Origin of the sequence: Pseudomonas sp. PICF6, from assembly GCF_009831705.1 — a bacterium.
Classification (GTDB): domain Bacteria; phylum Pseudomonadota; class Gammaproteobacteria; order Pseudomonadales; family Pseudomonadaceae; genus Aquipseudomonas; species Aquipseudomonas rhizophila.
This window is the reverse complement of the sequence record NZ_WUUD01000030.1, coordinates 120,623-136,753: the sequence shown is the minus strand read 5'-3', so window position 1 is coordinate 136,753 and position 16,131 is coordinate 120,623. Positions and strand designations below refer to the sequence as shown.

Sequence of the window (16,131 nt, the reverse complement as noted above, 5' to 3'; positions counted from 1 at the left end):
ATAGGTGCATCCATGCAGATTTCGGTAAATGAGTTCCTGACACCCCGCCATATTGATGTGCAGGTTGTCAGTCCAACCCGCGCCAAGATCACACTCGAGCCTCTCGAGCGTGGTTTCGGCCACACCCTGGGCAACGCGCTGCGCCGCATCCTGTTGTCCTCAATGCCCGGCTGTGCAGTAGTCGAGGCCGAGATTGACGGTGTGCTCCATGAGTACAGCGCCATCGAAGGTGTACAGGAAGATGTAATTGAAATCCTGTTGAACCTTAAAGGTCTGGCTATCAAGCTGCACGGTCGTGACGAAGTTACGCTGACCTTGTCGAAGAAGGGTTCGGGGGTGGTTACCGCTGCCGATATTCAGCTGGATCATGATGTCGAGATCGTTAACCCCGATCACGTAATCGCTAACCTGGCGTCTAACGGCGCCCTGAACATGAAGCTCACCGTAGCTCGTGGTCGTGGTTATGAACCGGCAGACTCGCGTCAGAGCGATGAAGACGAAAGCCGCAGCATCGGTCGCTTGCAGCTCGACTCTTCGTTCAGCCCGGTTCGCCGTATCGCATACGTGGTGGAAAACGCCCGTGTCGAACAGCGTACCAACCTGGACAAGCTGGTTATTGATCTGGAAACCAACGGTACCCTGGATCCTGAAGAGGCCATTCGCCGCGCTGCAACCATCCTGCAACAGCAGTTGGCTGCGTTCGTCGACCTCAAGGGTGACAGTGAGCCAGTGGTTGTCGAGCAGGAAGACGAGATCGATCCGATCCTGCTTCGCCCGGTTGACGATCTGGAACTGACTGTACGTTCGGCTAACTGCCTTAAGGCGGAAAACATCTACTACATCGGCGACCTGATTCAGCGCACCGAAGTAGAGCTGTTGAAGACTCCGAACCTTGGCAAGAAATCCTTGACTGAAATCAAGGACGTTCTGGCCTCCCGCGGTCTGTCCCTCGGCATGCGCCTCGACAACTGGCCGCCTGCAAGTCTTAAGAAGGACGACAAGGCGACTGCCTGATCGTCGTAATCACCGAACGTTGTGTTTGGTAAGGAATGAACCATGCGTCATCGTAAAAGTGGTCGTCACCTGAGCCGCACCAGCTCGCACCGCAAGGCCATGTTCCAAAACATGGCGGTGTCGCTGTTCGAGCACGAGCTGATCAAAACTACACTGCCGAAAGCCAAAGAACTGCGCCGCGTTGCTGAGCCGCTGATCACTTTGGCCAAGACAGATAGCTTGGCTAACCGCCGTCTGGCTTTCGACCGTACTCGTTCGAAAGCTATCGTTGGTAAGCTCTTCAACGACCTGGGCAAGCGTTACGCTACCCGTGAGGGTGGCTACCTGCGCATCCTCAAGTGCGGTTTCCGCGCTGGCGACAACGCGCCTATGGCGTACGTCGAGTTGGTTGATCGTGCTACCAGCGGTGAAGCTGTATCCGCTGAGTAAGTCGGCAACATACAAAAAACCGGGCCTTGTGCCCGGTTTTTTGTGCCCGGTCAAAAAGTGGCAGTCACCTCTGTTGGCTGGCTTGCGCTTGGCAATGCGACAGCATTAGATAATGACTATCGATGTCCATGATTTAATGAATTTGGATACTGTCATTAACATGATCAATACTCCTTTCCAGCCGATTAGCCGGCAGTTTGAAGACCGACCTAGGAAGATTGAGCATGAGCCAGACCAAAACGCTTACGACCGCCAGCGGCGCTCCTGTCGCCGATAACCAGAACTCTCGCTCCGCTGGCCCGCGTGGCCCGCTGTTGCTCGACGACTTCCACCTTATCGAGAAGCTCGCTCACTTCAATCGCGAGAACATTCCCGAGCGCCGTGTACACGCTAAGGGATCGGGCGCTTACGGCACATTTACCGTAACCCGGGATATCACCCAGTACACCAGCGCCAAGCTGTTTGAGTCGGTCGGCAAACAGACCCCGACGTTCCTGCGTTTTTCCACCGTGGGTGGCGAGCGTGGCTCTGCCGATACTGAGCGCGATCCACGCGGTTTCGCCCTGAAGTTCTACACCGAGGAAGGGAACTGGGACATCGTGGGTAATAACACCCCTGTGTTCTTCATCCGCGATCCGCTGAAATTCCCCGACTTCATCCATACGCAGAAGCGCCTGCCCCAAAGCAATCTGAAAAGTGCCCAAATGATGTGGGATTTCTGGTCGCATTCGCCCGAGGCTTTGCACCAGGTCACCATTCTGTTCTCTGATCGTGGCATTCCCGATGGCTACCGTCACATGCACGGCTTCGGCAGCCACACCTATAGTCTGATCAGCGCCGAGGGTGAGCGTCACTGGGTGAAATGGCACTACAAGACCAAGCAAGGGATCAAGAACCTGACGCCGGCTGAAGCTGCACGCCTGGCGGGCACCGACCCGGATTACGCTCAGCGTGATCTGTTCAATGCGATCGAGCGTGGCGATTTCCCGAAGTGGAGCGTCTGCATCCAGATCATGACCGAGGCCCAAGCGGCGGCCCATTACGAGAACCCGTTCGACGTGACCAAGACCTGGTCGCAGAAGGAGTTTCCGTTGATCGAGGTCGGCGAGTTGGAACTCAACCGTAACCCGCTGAACTACTTCGCTGAAGTTGAGCAGGCGGCGTTCGGGCCGAGCAATATGGTTCCAGGGGTTGGCCTTTCGCCAGACCGCATGCTGCAAGGTCGTGTGTTCGCCTACGCTGATGCACACCGCTACCGTGTGGGTACCAATCACCAGCAATTGCCAGTCAACGCTCCGCGCAGCCCGGTCAACACTTACCAGCGCGACGGAGCCATGGCGTTCGGCAGCAATGGCGGTGCAGCACCGAACTACGAGCCCAACAGCTACGTCGAGGCCCCCAAGCAGGCTCCGCGTTATGCTGAACCGGCCCTGGCGCTCGGTGGTTCGGCAGACCGTTACGATCACCGCGAAGATACCGACTACTACAGTCACGCCGGTGCGCTGTTCCGCTTGATGAATGATGCCCAGAAAGCGCTGCTGATCAGCAACATCGCGGGTGCGATGGCCGGTGTATCGGCGGATGTCGTCGATCGTCAGTTGCAGCACTTCTTCAAAGCGGATGTCGCTTACGGTGAAGGCATCGCGAAAGCGTTGGGCGTACAGCTTAACTAAGTCTAAACGAGAAGCAGAACCGCCCTCAATTGGGCGGTTTTTGCGTTATTTAACCGGCTTTTCTCGGATTTTCTTCGCTTTTATTGCGATAGGCGAGTGACCTTGCGGTCAGCTTGGTTCAAACTAGAGCCTTCAAAGCTTGTGGAGATGTAGGGCGATGCAAGGTCACCCAGACGTAATCGATTACCTCAACACGCTGCTGACAGGCGAACTGGCAGCCCGTGATCAATATTTCATCCACTCGCGGATGTACGAGGACTGGGGTTTTACCGAGCTCTACGAACGTATCAACCATGAGATGGAAGAAGAGGCCCAGCACGCCGATGCGTTGATGCGCCGGATCCTGATGCTCGAAGGTACGCCACGCATGCGCCCGGATGATCTGGACATCGGCACCACGGTGCCAGACATGCTCGCGGCCGACCTGCGCCTGGAATACAAAGTCCGTGCCGCGCTGTGCAAGGGCATTGAGCTCTGCGAACAGCACAACGATTACGTGACCCGCGAGATCCTGCGCATCCAGCTCAACGACACCGAAGAAGACCATACCTACTGGCTCGAGAAGCAGCTGGGCCTGATCAAGTTGATAGGCCTGGAAAATTACCTGCAGTCGCAGTTCTGATTGCAGGGAAAGGGAACGCAGAGCGTCCCAAGCTGCATTCCCACGCGGAGCGTAGGAACGATCAAACAAAAAAGCCCCTGTCATTGATGAGATGACAGGGGCTTTTTCGTGGCCGGGGAAAAATCAGTCCCGGTCACGCTCCAGCAACGGCTTGAGGTAGTAGCCAGTGTACGACTGCTTCATCTCGGCCACTTCCTCGGGGGTACCCACCGCGATGATCTGACCACCCTTGGAGCCGCCTTCCGGCCCCAAGTCCACCAGCCAGTCCGCCGTCTTGATCACATCGAGGTTGTGCTCAATTACCACCACGGTGTTGCCATGGTCGCGAAGGCGATGCAGGACGTCGAGCAATTGCTGGATATCAGCGAAGTGCAAGCCCGTGGTCGGCTCGTCGAGGATGTACAGGGTCTTGCCGGTATCACGCTTGGACAGCTCGCGAGACAGCTTGACCCGCTGGGCCTCGCCGCCGGACAACGTCGTTGCCGATTGCCCAAGCTTGATGTACGACAGCCCCACATCCATCAGCGTCTGGAGCTTGCGCGCCAGGGCCGGCACCGCGTCGAAGAACACCCTGGCCTCTTCGATGGTCATCTCGAGGGTTTCGTGGATATTCTTGCCCTTGTACTTGATCTCCAGGGTTTCGCGGTTGTAGCGCTTGCTCTTGCACACGTCGCACGGCACATAGATGTCCGGCAAGAAGTGCATCTCGACCTTGATCAGGCCGTCGCCCTGGCAGGCTTCGCAGCGCCCGCCCTTGACGTTGAACGAGAAACGCCCTGGGCCATAGCCGCGTGAACGGGACTCCGGCACGCCGGCGAACAGCTCGCGAATCGGCGTGAACAGCCCGGTATAAGTCGCCGGGTTGGAGCGCGGTGTGCGACCGATGGGGCTCTGGTCGATGTCGACGACCTTGTCCAGATGCTCCAGACCCTTGATGCTGTCGTGGGCGGCGGCCTCCAGGGTCGTGGCGCCGTTCAGGGCCGTAGCGCTGAGGGGGAACAGGGTGTTGTTGATCAGCGTCGATTTGCCGGAGCCGGACACACCGGTCACGCAAGTCAGCAGCCCAATCGGGATGTCCAGGTCAACGTTGCGCAGGTTGTTGCCACGGGCGCCCTTGAGGCTCAGCGACAGCTTCTTGTTGCGCGGCGTACGCTTGGCCGGCACCTTGATCTTCACCCGGCCCGACAGGTATTTGCCGGTCAGGGAGTCGGGATGCGCCATGACTTCGGCGGCTGTGCCTTGGGCAACGATATGCCCGCCATGCACCCCCGCACCCGGACCGATGTCCACGACGTAATCCGCCAGGCGGATCGCATCCTCGTCGTGTTCGACCACGATCACCGTGTTGCCGATGTCCCGCAGGTGCTTGAGCGTCCCGAGCAGTCGATCGTTGTCCCGCTGGTGCAGGCCAATGGACGGTTCGTCGAGGATGTACATCACCCCCACCAGGCCGGCACCGATCTGGCTGGCCAGGCGAATACGCTGGGCTTCGCCGCCGGACAAGGTATCTGCGCTGCGATCGAGGGTCAGGTAGTCCAGGCCAACGTTCACCAGAAATTGCAGGCGCTCGCGGATTTCCTTGAGGATCTTGTCGGCAATTTCGCCCCGGCGGCCGGTGAGCTTCAAGCCGCCGAAGTAGTCGGTGGCGTCCCCAATCGGCAGGTTGGTCACCGCCGGCAGGGTTTTCTCGCCGACCCACACATGTCGCGCCTCCCGACGCAAGCGGGTACCGCGGCAATCGGGGCAGGGCTGGGTGCTGAGGAACTTGGCCAGTTCTTCGCGCACGCTGGCCGATTCGGTCTCGCGATAACGCCGCTCCAGGTTCGGCACGATGCCTTCGAACGGGTGGGAGCGTTTGACGATATCGCCACGGTCGTTCAGGTATTTGAAGTCGACACTTTGTGAGCCGCTGCCGTGCAGGATGAATTTCTGCTGGTCGGCGGGCAGTTCATTGAAGGGTTTGTCCAGGCTGAACTTATAGTGGGCCGCCAGCGACCCGAGCATCTGGAAGTAGTAGACGTTACGCCGGTCCCAGCCGCGAATCGCACCCTCGGCCAGGGTCAGTTCGCCATTGACCAGGCGCTTGGTGTCGAAGAACTGCTTGACCCCCAGGCCATCGCAGGTCGGGCACGCGCCGGCCGGGTTGTTGAAGGAGAACAGCTTGGGTTCCAGTTCGCTGATGGCGTGGCCGCAGATCGGGCAGGCGAAGCGCGCCGAGAAGATGATTTCCTCGCCGGGCTCGTCGTCCATCGGCGCTACCAGGGCGATGCCGTCGGCTAGTTTCAGTGCCGTCTCGAAGGACTCTGCCAGACGCTGTTGCAGGTCGGCCCGGACCTTGAAGCGGTCGACCACCACATCGATCGAATGCTTTTTCTGTTTATCCAGCTTCGGCAGTTCGTCCAGCTCGCACAGCTTGCCGTTGACCCGTGCCCGAACGAAGCCTTGGGCGCGCAGTTCTTCGAAGACCATCAGGTGCTCGCCCTTGCGCTCGCGGATGACCGGCGCCAGCAGCATCAACTTGCTGCCTTCGGGCTGGGCCAGCACCAGGTCGACCATCTGGCTGACGGTCTGGGCTTCCAGCGGGATGTCGTGGTCGGGACACCGGGGAATACCGACCCGCGCATACAGCAGGCGCAGGTAGTCGTAGATCTCGGTGATGGTGCCGACGGTTGAGCGTGGGTTGTGGGAAGTCGACTTCTGTTCGATGGAAATCGCTGGCGACAGGCCTTCGATGGTGTCGACGTCGGGTTTTTCCATCATCGACAGGAACTGCCGGGCGTAGGCCGACAGCGATTCGACATAGCGCCGCTGGCCTTCAGCGTACAGGGTGTCGAAGGCCAGGGATGATTTGCCGGATCCGGACAGGCCGGTGATGACGATCAGCTTGTCCCGTGGCAGGGTCAGGTCGATGTTCTTCAGGTTGTGGGTACGGGCCCCACGAATCAGGATCTTGTCCAAAGTGGCCTCGCTCGGCGGGCGTCGAAAACGTAGGAGTATACGGGCAAATACTGGATGGATGCACACTATTGAAAGTGAGTTTGCAGTCATACATGAAGACTGCGCGGCAAACGGTCGCGATATACCCCCTCAATCGATGGGACTGGTAGAATCGCCGCCGGTTCACACGAGGTTTTTCCATGCACGATCCCCACAGCGAACGCATGAGCAGCGGCGAGACACGCGCAGCAAGCGGTCTGGCTCTTGTGTTCGCCTTCCGTATGCTGGGCATGTTCATGGTGTTGCCGGTGCTGGCGACCTATGGGATGGATCTGGCAGGCGCGACCCCGGCCCTCATCGGGTTGGCGATTGGCGCGTACGGCCTGACCCAGGCGATTTTCCAGATCCCGTTCGGGGTCATTTCCGACCGCATAGGCCGGCGTCCCGTCATCTACCTGGGCTTGATTGTCTTCGCCCTGGGCAGTGTGCTGGCGGCCAATGCCGATTCGATCTGGGGCGTGATCGCCGGACGCATCCTGCAAGGCGCCGGGGCGATTTCCGCAGCCGTCATGGCTTTGCTGTCGGACCTGACCCGCGAACAGCATCGGACCAAGGCCATGGCCATGATCGGCATGACGATCGGTCTGTCGTTCGCCGTCGCCATGGTCGTCGGGCCGTTGCTGACCCGCGCCTTTGGCTTGTCGGGGCTGTTTCTGGTCACGGGGGGCATGGCGCTGGTGGGCATCCTGATCGTGGCGTTCATGGTGCCGCGCTCCACCGGGCCGTTGCAGCACCGCGAATCAGGGGTGGCTCGCCAGGCGCTGATGCCGACGCTCAAGCACCCGGACCTGCTGCGTCTGGACCTGGGCATCTTCGTGCTCCACGCCATGTTGATGTCCAGCTTCGTTGCCTTGCCGCTGGCGCTGGTGGAGAAGGCCGGCCTGCCCAAGGAGCAGCACTGGTGGGTTTACCTGACTGCGCTGCTGATTTCGTTTTTCGCCATGATTCCGTTCATCATCTACGGCGAGAAGCGACGCAAAATGAAACGAGTTTTGCTCGGCGCCGTCGTGACGCTGATGCTCACTGAGCTATTCTTCTGGCAGTTCGGCGACAGCCTGCGGGCCCTGGTGATCGGCACAGTGGTGTTCTTCACCGCGTTCAATCTGCTGGAGGCGTCGCTGCCGTCGCTGATCAGCAAGGTTTCACCGGCGGGTGGCAAGGGCACGGCGATGGGGGTTTACTCCACCAGCCAGTTCCTCGGTTCGGCGTTGGGCGGGATCCTCGGCGGCTGGTTGTTCCAGCATGGCGGTTTGTCGGTTGTGTTCCTGGGATGCGCCGCGCTGGCTGCACTTTGGCTGGTCTTTGCTGTTACCATGCGCGAACCTCCGTATGTGACGAGCCTGCGCTTGCCGTTGTCGCCCGAAGCCATCCGCGAAGCAGGCCTGACCGAGCGCCTTAAGGCCGTCGTTGGAGTAACCGATGCAGTGGTGGTCGCCGACGAAGCGGCCGTTTATATCAAACTGGACACCGAATTATTGGATCGCGCGACGCTCGAGCGCCTGGTGAACAACCCGGCCCCGACCACGTGCGAAGCCTAGGAGAACGTTATGGCCCGTGGGGTTAACAAAGTCATATTGGTCGGTACTTGCGGCCAGGATCCCGAAGTTCGCTACCTGCCCAATGGCAACGCTGTGACCAACCTGAGTCTGGCGACCAGCGAACAGTGGACCGACAAGCAGACCGGCCAGAAGGTCGAGAAGACCGAATGGCACCGCGTGTCGATGTTCGGCAAGGTGGCCGAAATCGCCGGCGAATACCTGCGCAAGGGTTCGCAGGTGTACATCGAAGGCAAGCTGCAGACCCGCGAGTGGGAAAAAGACGGCATCAAGCGCTACACCACCGAAATCGTGGTCGACATGCAAGGCACCATGCAACTGCTGGGCGGTCGTCCACAGGGTGACCAGCAGCAAGGTGGCAACAACTACCAGCAGGCTGCTCCGCGTCAGCAAGCACCTCGCCCGCAGTCGGCGCCTCAGCCACAGCGTGAACGTCCAGCGGCTCCGCAACAGGCCGCGCCGCAACCGGCTCCGGATTTCGACAGCTTTGATGACGATATTCCGTTCTAAAGCCGCTGGAAGCTCCAGGCAGCGAGCTTCAAGCTAAAAACAAAACCGCGCTTCGGTTTACGAGGCGCGGTTTCTTTTTTAGCCTTGAATTTGCCGCTTGGGGCATCACTCAGTGGCGGGCAGCCAAAAACTGTTCAGTGCTCACCACATCCGCATAGGCAAAACCCAGGGCCGACATGAAGGCCGCATGTACTTGAGCGGCCGGGACGACGAGCCCATTGAATTCCAGATCGCGGCTGGCACAAGCATCGTGAATCACCGTGACCTCATAGCCCATGTCCGCCGCCGCTCGGGCGACCCCGTCGATGCACATGTGGCTCATGCTGCCGACGATCACCAGGTGCTTAATGTCGTGGCGGTCAAGGATGGCTTGCAATTGGGTTTCGCGAAACGAGTTGACGAAGTGCTTGAGCACCACCGGTTCGTCGGTGCGGTTGAGCACTTTGGGATGCAGTTGCGCACCTTCAGAGCCTGGGGTGAAGAACGGTGCGGAATCGGAGGTGAATTCGTGACGGATGTGCACCACCTGATCCGCGGCCTGGCGAAAGGCTTCGATCAGTCTGGCGGCGTTATCGGCGGCCGCTTCGGCACCGACCAATGGCCATTTTCCCTGGGGGAAGTAGTCGTTCTGGATATCGACTACGATGAGCGCTTGCTTGGACATAAGGCTTCCTCGATCAGTGGGGTCTGAAGCCAGTATTGGCTCATGCCACCGGTTTCAGAATGGGCCGTAACGACAATAAGCGAGGGAAAACTGACAATGACGCAGCAAAGGGCAGTCGCTGAGCTCGGGGTGCTCATCTACCCCGGCGCGCAACTGGCGGCGGTGCATGGCTTGACCGATCTGTTCGCCGTGGCGCAGCGGATTGCCGACGAGCAAGCCAGTTCTCAGTTGCCGCGCCTGCGGGTCAGTCATTGGCGAGCGCAGGAGGGAGAAGTGCCGACCCGGGTGTTCGAGAGTTTCGCCGGTCCTCAGGGCAGACTGGTTGCGCTGCTGATTCCACCGTCCATCGCCGGTTTCAGTGAGGGGCTGGTGTCGCAGGCGCTGATGACCTGGTTGCGAGCGCGGCATGCCGACGGCACGGTGCTGGGTGGTGTGTGTGTCGGTTCGATTCTGTTGGCCGAAAGTGGCCTGCTCGATGGGCGCAGCGCCACGACCCACTGGACCTCGGCCAAGACCTTTGCCGCGCGTTATCCGAAGATCAAGCTCGACGCTGATAAACCCATCGTCGACGATGGCGACCTGATTACCACGGCCGGGCTGATGGCCTGGTCAGAGCTGGGGCTACGACTGGTGGACCGCCTGCTCGGCCCCAGCATCGCCACGCGCACGGCGCAGTTTCTGGTGATCGAACACAGCGACAGCGCCAGCCAATGTGGCAGTAACTTTGCGCCCATCCTCGGACACGGTGACGCGGCCATTCTCAAGGTCCAGCACTGGTTGCAAGGCAGCGGCGCAGTGGACGTTTCCCTCGGCGCCATGGCCGAACAGGCCGGGCTGGAGGAACGCACCTTCCTGCGCAGGTTTCGCGCCGCCACCGGGCTCAAGCCCACCGAATACTGTCAGCACTTGCGCGTCGGCAAGGCCCGGGAAATGCTGGAGTTCACCAATGGCACCATCGACCACATTGCCTGGACGGTGGGTTATCAGGACCCGGGGGCTTTTCGCACGACGTTCAAGAAAATTACTGGGTTGGCGCCCAGTGATTATCGGGCGAGGTTTGGGGTCAGCCCGATGAATGCGCCAAAGTAGTCATCGATCTCTTCGCCACCGTCGCAGTCGTCGTGCAATTTGCCGGATGTCCTCAGGGTGTCGTGCAGAATGAAACAGGCCCGGTGCTATCAATCCTCCCTCAGACGCCCGTTTCGTTGCTCGTCCTGGCTCGCAACACCGTTGGCCTGATCTCTGCACCCCTTTATCTAAAGCCATCGAGCGCAGTTAAAAGGGCACCGCATGACGACGGTCAATCGTAACAAACTGGTAGTGGACCATTCGATCAACCCCCACGCGCCGCTTCATGAGGTCGAAACCAATCGGGCGCTGGCCCGTTGGCTGGCGCAGATTCTCGGCCTTGAATACGGCGGCAGTTATGACCAACAGCATCATGCTAGCCATGATCTGTACTTGCTGCCCACGCAAACCGTCATAGGTGCCGAAGCCGCCCTGCGCTTGGGCGTCAAAGGGCCGGAGGATCTATGGGGCGGTTACGTCGAGCATGATTTTATCTGCACCAAGGCAATCACCCACGGTCTGCTGAGCAGGCACGCGGTCGCGCCCTTGGGCTGGTCACCGCTGTTTGCCAAGTTGACCCGGGGGGCGGTGCTCGATGGCGTGACGGTATTTGCGCTCCAGGACGCGCGCCAGGCGGCCGAGCACCTGCTGTACACCGGAGCGATCCGCTTCAAGCCTATCCATGCCTGTGCCGGACGCGATCAGCGGGTGATCAAGAGTCTGGCGCAATTCGATGAAATCGCCGCCGGCCCCGAGGCTCAAGCGCTGTTTCGCGACGGTGTGGTGCTTGAGCAGAACCTCGAACAGGTCAAGACCCAAAGCGTCGGCCAGAGCTTCATCAACGGCAAGGTCTTGAGCTATTGCGGTGTGCAACATCTGACGCGGGACAGTGAAGGGCTGGAGGTTTACGGCGGCTCGGACCTGTTGGCGGTGCAGGGCGGTTATATTGAATTGCTCAAGCTTGAGCTGCCCGACGATGTACGTGAGGCGGTGCGGTTGGCGCAGGTGTTTGACGATGCCGCCAATCAGGCTTTTCCAACGCTCTTTGCCTCGCGGCGCAATTACGACATCGCCCAGGGCATTGACGTCAGTGGTCAGCCTCGCGGTGGTGTGCTGGAACAGTCATGGCGCATGGGCGGCGCCAGCAGTGCTGAGCTCGCGGCGTTGCAGGCGTTCATTGAGGATCCTACGTCCAGCGCGGTCCGTGTGTCCTCGGTGGAGACCTACACTGAGCAGCCGCTGCCCCCTGGGGCCAGGGAGGTCTATCGCGGCCCGGCGCACAATGGTGACTTTCTTCTTAAATACGTAACGGTTCATTCCTATGACGGCTAGAAGCGAAACCATTCAGATCGAGATCGACGACGAATACATGAACGGCACCTTTCTGAGCCCTAAATCGAAGGTTCCAGGGGTGTTGTTCGTCCACGGTTGGGGCGGTAGCCAGGAGCGTGACCTGGAGCGCGCCAAAGGCATTGCCGGCCTGGGTTGCGTCTGTCTGACCTTTGACTTGCGCGGGCATACCGGCGGGGCGGGCATTCCGTTATCCCGGGTAACCCGGGAAGACAACTTGCGGGATTTGCTCACCGCCTATGACCGGCTGCTCGCCCATCCAGCCTTGGACACCTCGGCGATCGCCGTGGTGGGCACCAGCTACGGCGGTTACCTGGCGGCGATCCTGACGTTGCTGCGGCCAGTGCGCTGGCTGGCTTTGCGAGTGCCGGCGCTGTATCGCGACGAGCAATGGCACACGCCCAAGCGTGACCTGGACAAGACTGACCTGCTGGATTATCGCAGTACCCTGGTGCACGCCGACACCAATCGCGCCTTGCATGCGTGCTCGCAGTTCACCGGTGATGTGTTGCTGGTGGAGTCGGAGACCGACGACCATGTGCCCCACGCGACGATCATGAGCTACCGAGCGGCGTGCCAGCAGACCCATTCGCTGACGCACCGGATCATCGACGGCGCCGACCATGCCTTGAGCGACCCAGTGTCCCAACAGGCCTACACCTCAATCCTGGTGGACTGGATCACCGAGATGGTAGTGGGTGAGCGGTTGAGCATTATTCAGGCGCGGTGATTGCGCTGTGTTCATGCGGGCCTTATCGCGAGCAGGCTCGCTCCCACAGGAGATCTTTGGTGGACAGGAATCCTATGTTCGCCGCAGATCAATTGTGGGAGCGAGCCTGCTCGCGATGAGGCCCGCTCAGACAACCCATACTCAGAACCCTGTCACTTAGGCCCCGGCTTGACCCGCAATGCCTTGGCCTTCGCCTCGATCACCAGATACATCACCACCGTGATCAACAACGGCAAGATGAAGTAGATCGCTCGATAGGCAATCAGCCCAGCCAGCAGGCTGCCACGAGAAACCTCGTGCTGCAGCAGGGCAATGAACACCGCCTCCAACACCCCCAATCCCGCCGGAATGTGCGTGATGACCCCGGCAATGCTGCTGATCATCAGCACCCCGAGCACCACCGGATAATCCAGCTTGCCCGGCAGCAGGGTGAAGATCACCGCCGCCATCAGCGACCAGTTCAACGCCCCCAGCGCCAGTTGCAGCCCCGCCATGCGCAGCGACGGCAGGTTGATTTCCATGCCGCGGATGGTCCAGGCCCGACGTTTGGAAAACCGACAGGCCACCAGGTAACCGGCACTGATGCACAGCAGCAGCACGCCCACGCCTTGCAGCGCAGTGCTGCTCAGTTTCCACCCCGGCGGCATCGTTACCAGGCCACTGCTGAACACCACCCCGGCCAACGTCATGTAGCCAAACCAGTTCGTGGCCAGGCTCAGGCCGAGGATCTTGGCGATGTTCCCGTTGCTGACCCCCAGCCGTGAATACAGCCGGTAGCGCATGGCGATGCCGCCGACCCAGGCACTGAGGTTCAGATTGAAGGCGTAGCTGATCACCCCCACCGGCAATATCTGCCGCCAGCCCAGTTTCTGCCGTATGTAGGTGCGGCCGATCAGGTCGTAGCAAGCGTAAGTGATGAAACTGGTAACGGTGAGCGCAGCGGCAATGAGCAACGTGCGCAGTTTGAAGTCCGCCAGGGTCGCGAACACTTCGGCCCAGTCAATGCGCCGGGCCAGGGCAGTGAACAACACGATCAGCAGCAGGAAGAAGGCCAGGGTCAGTGGGCGTTTCCAGCGGCTCCAGCGTGATTTGGGTTTGCTGTGTTCGGCCGCGTGGGCATCAGATGCGTGGGCATCACTTGGCGCCGTGTGCGCGTCAGAGTGGTTCATGGGGTTCGCTCCGAACCGCCGTGGGCGGCGAAAAAGGTTTCAGGCGCGGCTTATGGGCTGGCAGCCAGCCGGCCCAGGCCGGAAAGTGGCGCAGGAAGTGAAACACCATGAAGCCGATGGTCATGCGCCACAGCAGGCCCCGAGGGGCAGGGTTGGCCGGCATGACGGTGCAATGGTTGCGGCTCAGATCATCGAGGCGCTCGAACAATTCACGGTTGAAGGCCCGGTCGCGGATCAGCACATTGGCTTCCAGGTTCAGGGACAGGCTCAGGGGGTCGAGGTTACTTGAGCCCACCGTGCTCCAGTCCTCATCCACCAAGGCGACTTTGCCGTGCAACGGCCGTTCGCAATACTCGTAGATCACCACGCCGGCCTTGAGCAGATAGTTGTACAGCATCCGCGCTGCGAGCTTGGCGATCATCATGTCCGGCTGGCCCTGCAGGATCAGTCGTACTTCCACGCCACGCCGCGCGGCATTGCGGATCTCGCGCAGCAGCCGGAAACCGGGGAAGAAATAGGCATTGGCAATGACCACGCGTCGCTGGGCGCTGCGCAATACTTGCAGGTACACCTCTTCGATGTCGGTCTGATGCTCATGGTTGTCGCGATAGACCAGCCGCACCTGACCATCATGATCGTTGAAGGCCAACTCGTTGCGGCGGCTGCGGCGGCGTTGCCACCAATATTTGGCCCGGCTGGGCCGACCGCTCTGCAACAGCGCGAAGTGATGGATATCCACCACCGCCGGTCCTTTGACCTCCACGGAATAATCCTGCTTGGCCTCGGGACCGAAGTCGCCCAGATGGTCTGCGGAAAAATTGATCCCGCCGATAAACGCGATCACACCGTCCACCACGACGATCTTGCGGTGCAGGCGCCGGAACCAGTTGGTGCGGATGCCCAGGTGCCGGGGTGCGGGATCGAATATCTGCAAACGCACCCCGGCGTCGCTCAATGTCGCCAGAAATTCCGGGGTCAGCTCGCCGCAGCCAAAACCGTCCAGGCTGACGGTGATGCGCACGCCACGTCCGGCCGCGTCGACCAACAGGTCCCGTAGTTCGATACCGACTTTGTCCTCGAACAGAATGAAGGTCTCAAGGAGGATTTCCTTTTCGGCCCGGCGTATGGCCTCAAAGACCCTGGGAAAATATTCCTCGCCGTTCTCCAAAAGCGTGACCCGGTTATTGCCGTGCCAACCGTACTCGATGTCCACCAGCGCCGGATTGCGCTCGGTCGGCGGAACCTCTACCTGTTCCACCGTCGCCTTGTTCATAGTCGCGCTCATAATTCGATCTCCACCGAAAGCGGTGCATGGTCGGAAAGGTGCGACCAGGGGCGTACGTTCAATACCTTGGGATGACGGGCCTTGAGGTTGCGCACGTAGATGCGGTCCAGACGCAGGACCGGCAGGCGCGCCGGAAAGCTGCGGGCCGGCTTGCCCCATTGCTCGGCGAACACCTCCCGCAGGCCGCTGGGTTCAAGCAGCTCGCTGGCTTTGCCGCGCCAGTCATTGAAATCCCCGGCGACGATGACCGGCGCCTCGGGCGGCAGTTCGCTCAAACGTTGGCAAAGCAGTTTCAATTGCTCGACACGATGCCCCTCGCGCAACCCCAGGTGCACGCAGATGGCGTGGATTTCCCGCTCATCGCCGCCCGGCAGACGCAGCACGCTGTGGAGCATGCCGCGGCTTTCATGGCCGCTGATAGACACGTCCAGGTTGTCGTGGCGAATGATCTGGAATTTGGACAGCAATGCGTTGCCATGGTCCCCCGCCGGGTACACCGCGTTGCGCCCGTAGGCGAACTGTGGCCAGAGGCTATCGGCGAGGAATTCGTATTGCGGCATGCTCGGCCAGTTGGAATAGCGCTGCGGGTGGTGCTCGTGGGTGCCGTGGACTTCCTGCAAGAACACCACGTCGGCGGACACACTGCGCACCGCCTCGCGCAGTTCCGGGAGGATGAAGCGCCGGTTCAGGGCGGTGAAACCTTTATGGGTGTTGACCGTCAGGACGGTGAAGCGATTGATCCGGTCGAGGTCTTGCGTCCGTTCCTGGGTTGGATCGCGGGTCGTTTCGGTGAACTCCGGGATGCTCATGGCAATACCCCCTCGGCCGGGCGCTCGCCGGGCGTGGTGGCCAGGTCCTTGTCCAGGTCGAAGTGCTCCAACAAGTGACGCGCGTCATAGGGCGCACGGACTTTGATGTCATTGTCGAAATAGCAGAACACCTCCCGGCTCTTGCGGGCGCGGGGTTTCTTTTTCGGGTCGATCAAATGGGCATCGCGCGGTTGTGTGCCGTGGCTCCAGGCCTCGATCCGCTCGCCCCAGCGTTTCAAGGCCGCATCGGTGTAG

At 60.4% G+C, this 16,131-nt stretch carries 15 protein-coding genes; 9 read left to right on the top strand and 6 right to left on the bottom strand.

What is annotated here, in order from left to right:
- Positions 1-12 precede the first annotated feature (12 nt).
- From rpoA to bfr, 4 genes are all read left to right on the top strand, one after another.
- Entirely contained in the window at positions 13-1,014 is a 1,002-nt protein-coding gene (gene rpoA / locus GSM73_RS20395; RefSeq protein ID WP_003186012.1) for a DNA-directed RNA polymerase subunit alpha, read from the top strand.
- Between the two features lie 42 nt (positions 1,015-1,056).
- Positions 1,057-1,443 (top strand): 50S ribosomal protein L17, encoded by a 387-nt coding sequence (gene rplQ, locus GSM73_RS20390; RefSeq protein ID WP_003186009.1) that lies wholly within the window; start codon positions 1,057-1,059, stop codon positions 1,441-1,443.
- Positions 1,444-1,667: 224 nt separating this feature from the next.
- Positions 1,668-3,116: a catalase gene (locus tag GSM73_RS20385; protein ID WP_076383443.1), complete on the top strand. Its 1,449-nt coding sequence runs from the start codon at positions 1,668-1,670 to the stop codon at positions 3,114-3,116.
- Positions 3,117-3,273: 157 nt separating this feature from the next.
- Positions 3,274-3,738: a bacterioferritin gene (gene bfr / locus GSM73_RS20380; protein ID WP_025215751.1), complete on the top strand. Its 465-nt coding sequence runs from the start codon at positions 3,274-3,276 to the stop codon at positions 3,736-3,738.
- 123 nt (positions 3,739-3,861) lie between these two features.
- On the opposite strand, the gene uvrA is transcribed toward bfr, so the two are convergent.
- Positions 3,862-6,696 (bottom strand): excinuclease ABC subunit UvrA, encoded by a 2,835-nt coding sequence (gene uvrA, locus GSM73_RS20375; protein ID WP_047229768.1) that lies wholly within the window; start codon positions 6,694-6,696, stop codon positions 3,862-3,864.
- Between the two features lie 179 nt (positions 6,697-6,875).
- Between uvrA and GSM73_RS20370 the strand changes: the two genes are divergently transcribed.
- Positions 6,876-8,273, top strand: coding sequence for an MFS transporter (locus GSM73_RS20370; RefSeq protein WP_076383444.1), 1,398 nt, complete (start codon positions 6,876-6,878; stop codon positions 8,271-8,273).
- Between the two features lie 9 nt (positions 8,274-8,282).
- A complete protein-coding gene (locus tag GSM73_RS20365) occupies positions 8,283-8,801 on the top strand; it encodes a single-stranded DNA-binding protein (protein ID WP_047229766.1) in 519 nt (172 codons plus the stop codon).
- 109 nt (positions 8,802-8,910) lie between these two features.
- On the opposite strand, the gene GSM73_RS20360 is transcribed toward GSM73_RS20365, so the two are convergent.
- Entirely contained in the window at positions 8,911-9,465 is a 555-nt protein-coding gene (locus GSM73_RS20360; protein WP_139049050.1) for a cysteine hydrolase family protein, read from the bottom strand.
- A 96-nt stretch (positions 9,466-9,561) separates the two neighbouring features.
- On the opposite strand from GSM73_RS20360, the gene GSM73_RS20355 reads away from it, so the two are divergent.
- The 3 genes from GSM73_RS20355 (at position 9,562) to GSM73_RS20345 (ending at position 12,613) form a co-directional block, all read left to right on the top strand.
- Positions 9,562-10,554 (top strand): GlxA family transcriptional regulator, encoded by a 993-nt coding sequence (locus GSM73_RS20355; protein ID WP_107321779.1) that lies wholly within the window; start codon positions 9,562-9,564, stop codon positions 10,552-10,554.
- Positions 10,555-10,755: 201 nt separating this feature from the next.
- On the top strand, positions 10,756-11,865 hold the full coding sequence (locus GSM73_RS20350) for a DUF3182 family protein (RefSeq protein ID WP_160893669.1): 1,110 nt from the start codon (positions 10,756-10,758) through the stop codon (positions 11,863-11,865).
- Positions 11,855-12,613 (top strand): S9 family peptidase, encoded by a 759-nt coding sequence (locus tag GSM73_RS20345; protein ID WP_047229762.1) that lies wholly within the window; start codon positions 11,855-11,857, stop codon positions 12,611-12,613. The genes GSM73_RS20350 and GSM73_RS20345 overlap by 11 nt, the downstream gene beginning before the upstream one ends.
- Before the next feature lie 152 nt (positions 12,614-12,765).
- Here the strand turns inward: GSM73_RS20345 and GSM73_RS20340 are convergent, their stop codons facing one another.
- The 4 genes from GSM73_RS20340 to GSM73_RS20325 form a co-directional block, all read right to left on the bottom strand.
- Positions 12,766-13,782 carry a lysylphosphatidylglycerol synthase domain-containing protein gene (locus tag GSM73_RS20340; RefSeq protein ID WP_160893667.1) on the bottom strand — a complete coding sequence of 339 codons (1,017 nt, stop codon included), beginning with the start codon at positions 13,780-13,782 and terminating at the stop codon, positions 12,766-12,768.
- Positions 13,769-15,067: a cardiolipin synthase ClsB gene (clsB, locus tag GSM73_RS20335; protein ID WP_047229760.1), complete on the bottom strand. Its 1,299-nt coding sequence runs from the start codon at positions 15,065-15,067 to the stop codon at positions 13,769-13,771. Before clsB ends, GSM73_RS20340 begins: the two co-directional genes overlap by 14 nt.
- Positions 15,064-15,876, bottom strand: a complete 813-nt coding sequence (locus GSM73_RS20330; RefSeq protein ID WP_076383448.1) for an endonuclease/exonuclease/phosphatase family protein — start codon at positions 15,874-15,876, stop codon at positions 15,064-15,066. Before GSM73_RS20330 ends, clsB begins: the two co-directional genes overlap by 4 nt.
- Positions 15,873-16,131, bottom strand: a 259-nt coding sequence (locus GSM73_RS20325; RefSeq protein ID WP_256677008.1) for a DUF72 domain-containing protein, incomplete at its 5' end; no start/stop codon positions are given. The genes GSM73_RS20330 and GSM73_RS20325, both read right to left, overlap by 4 nt.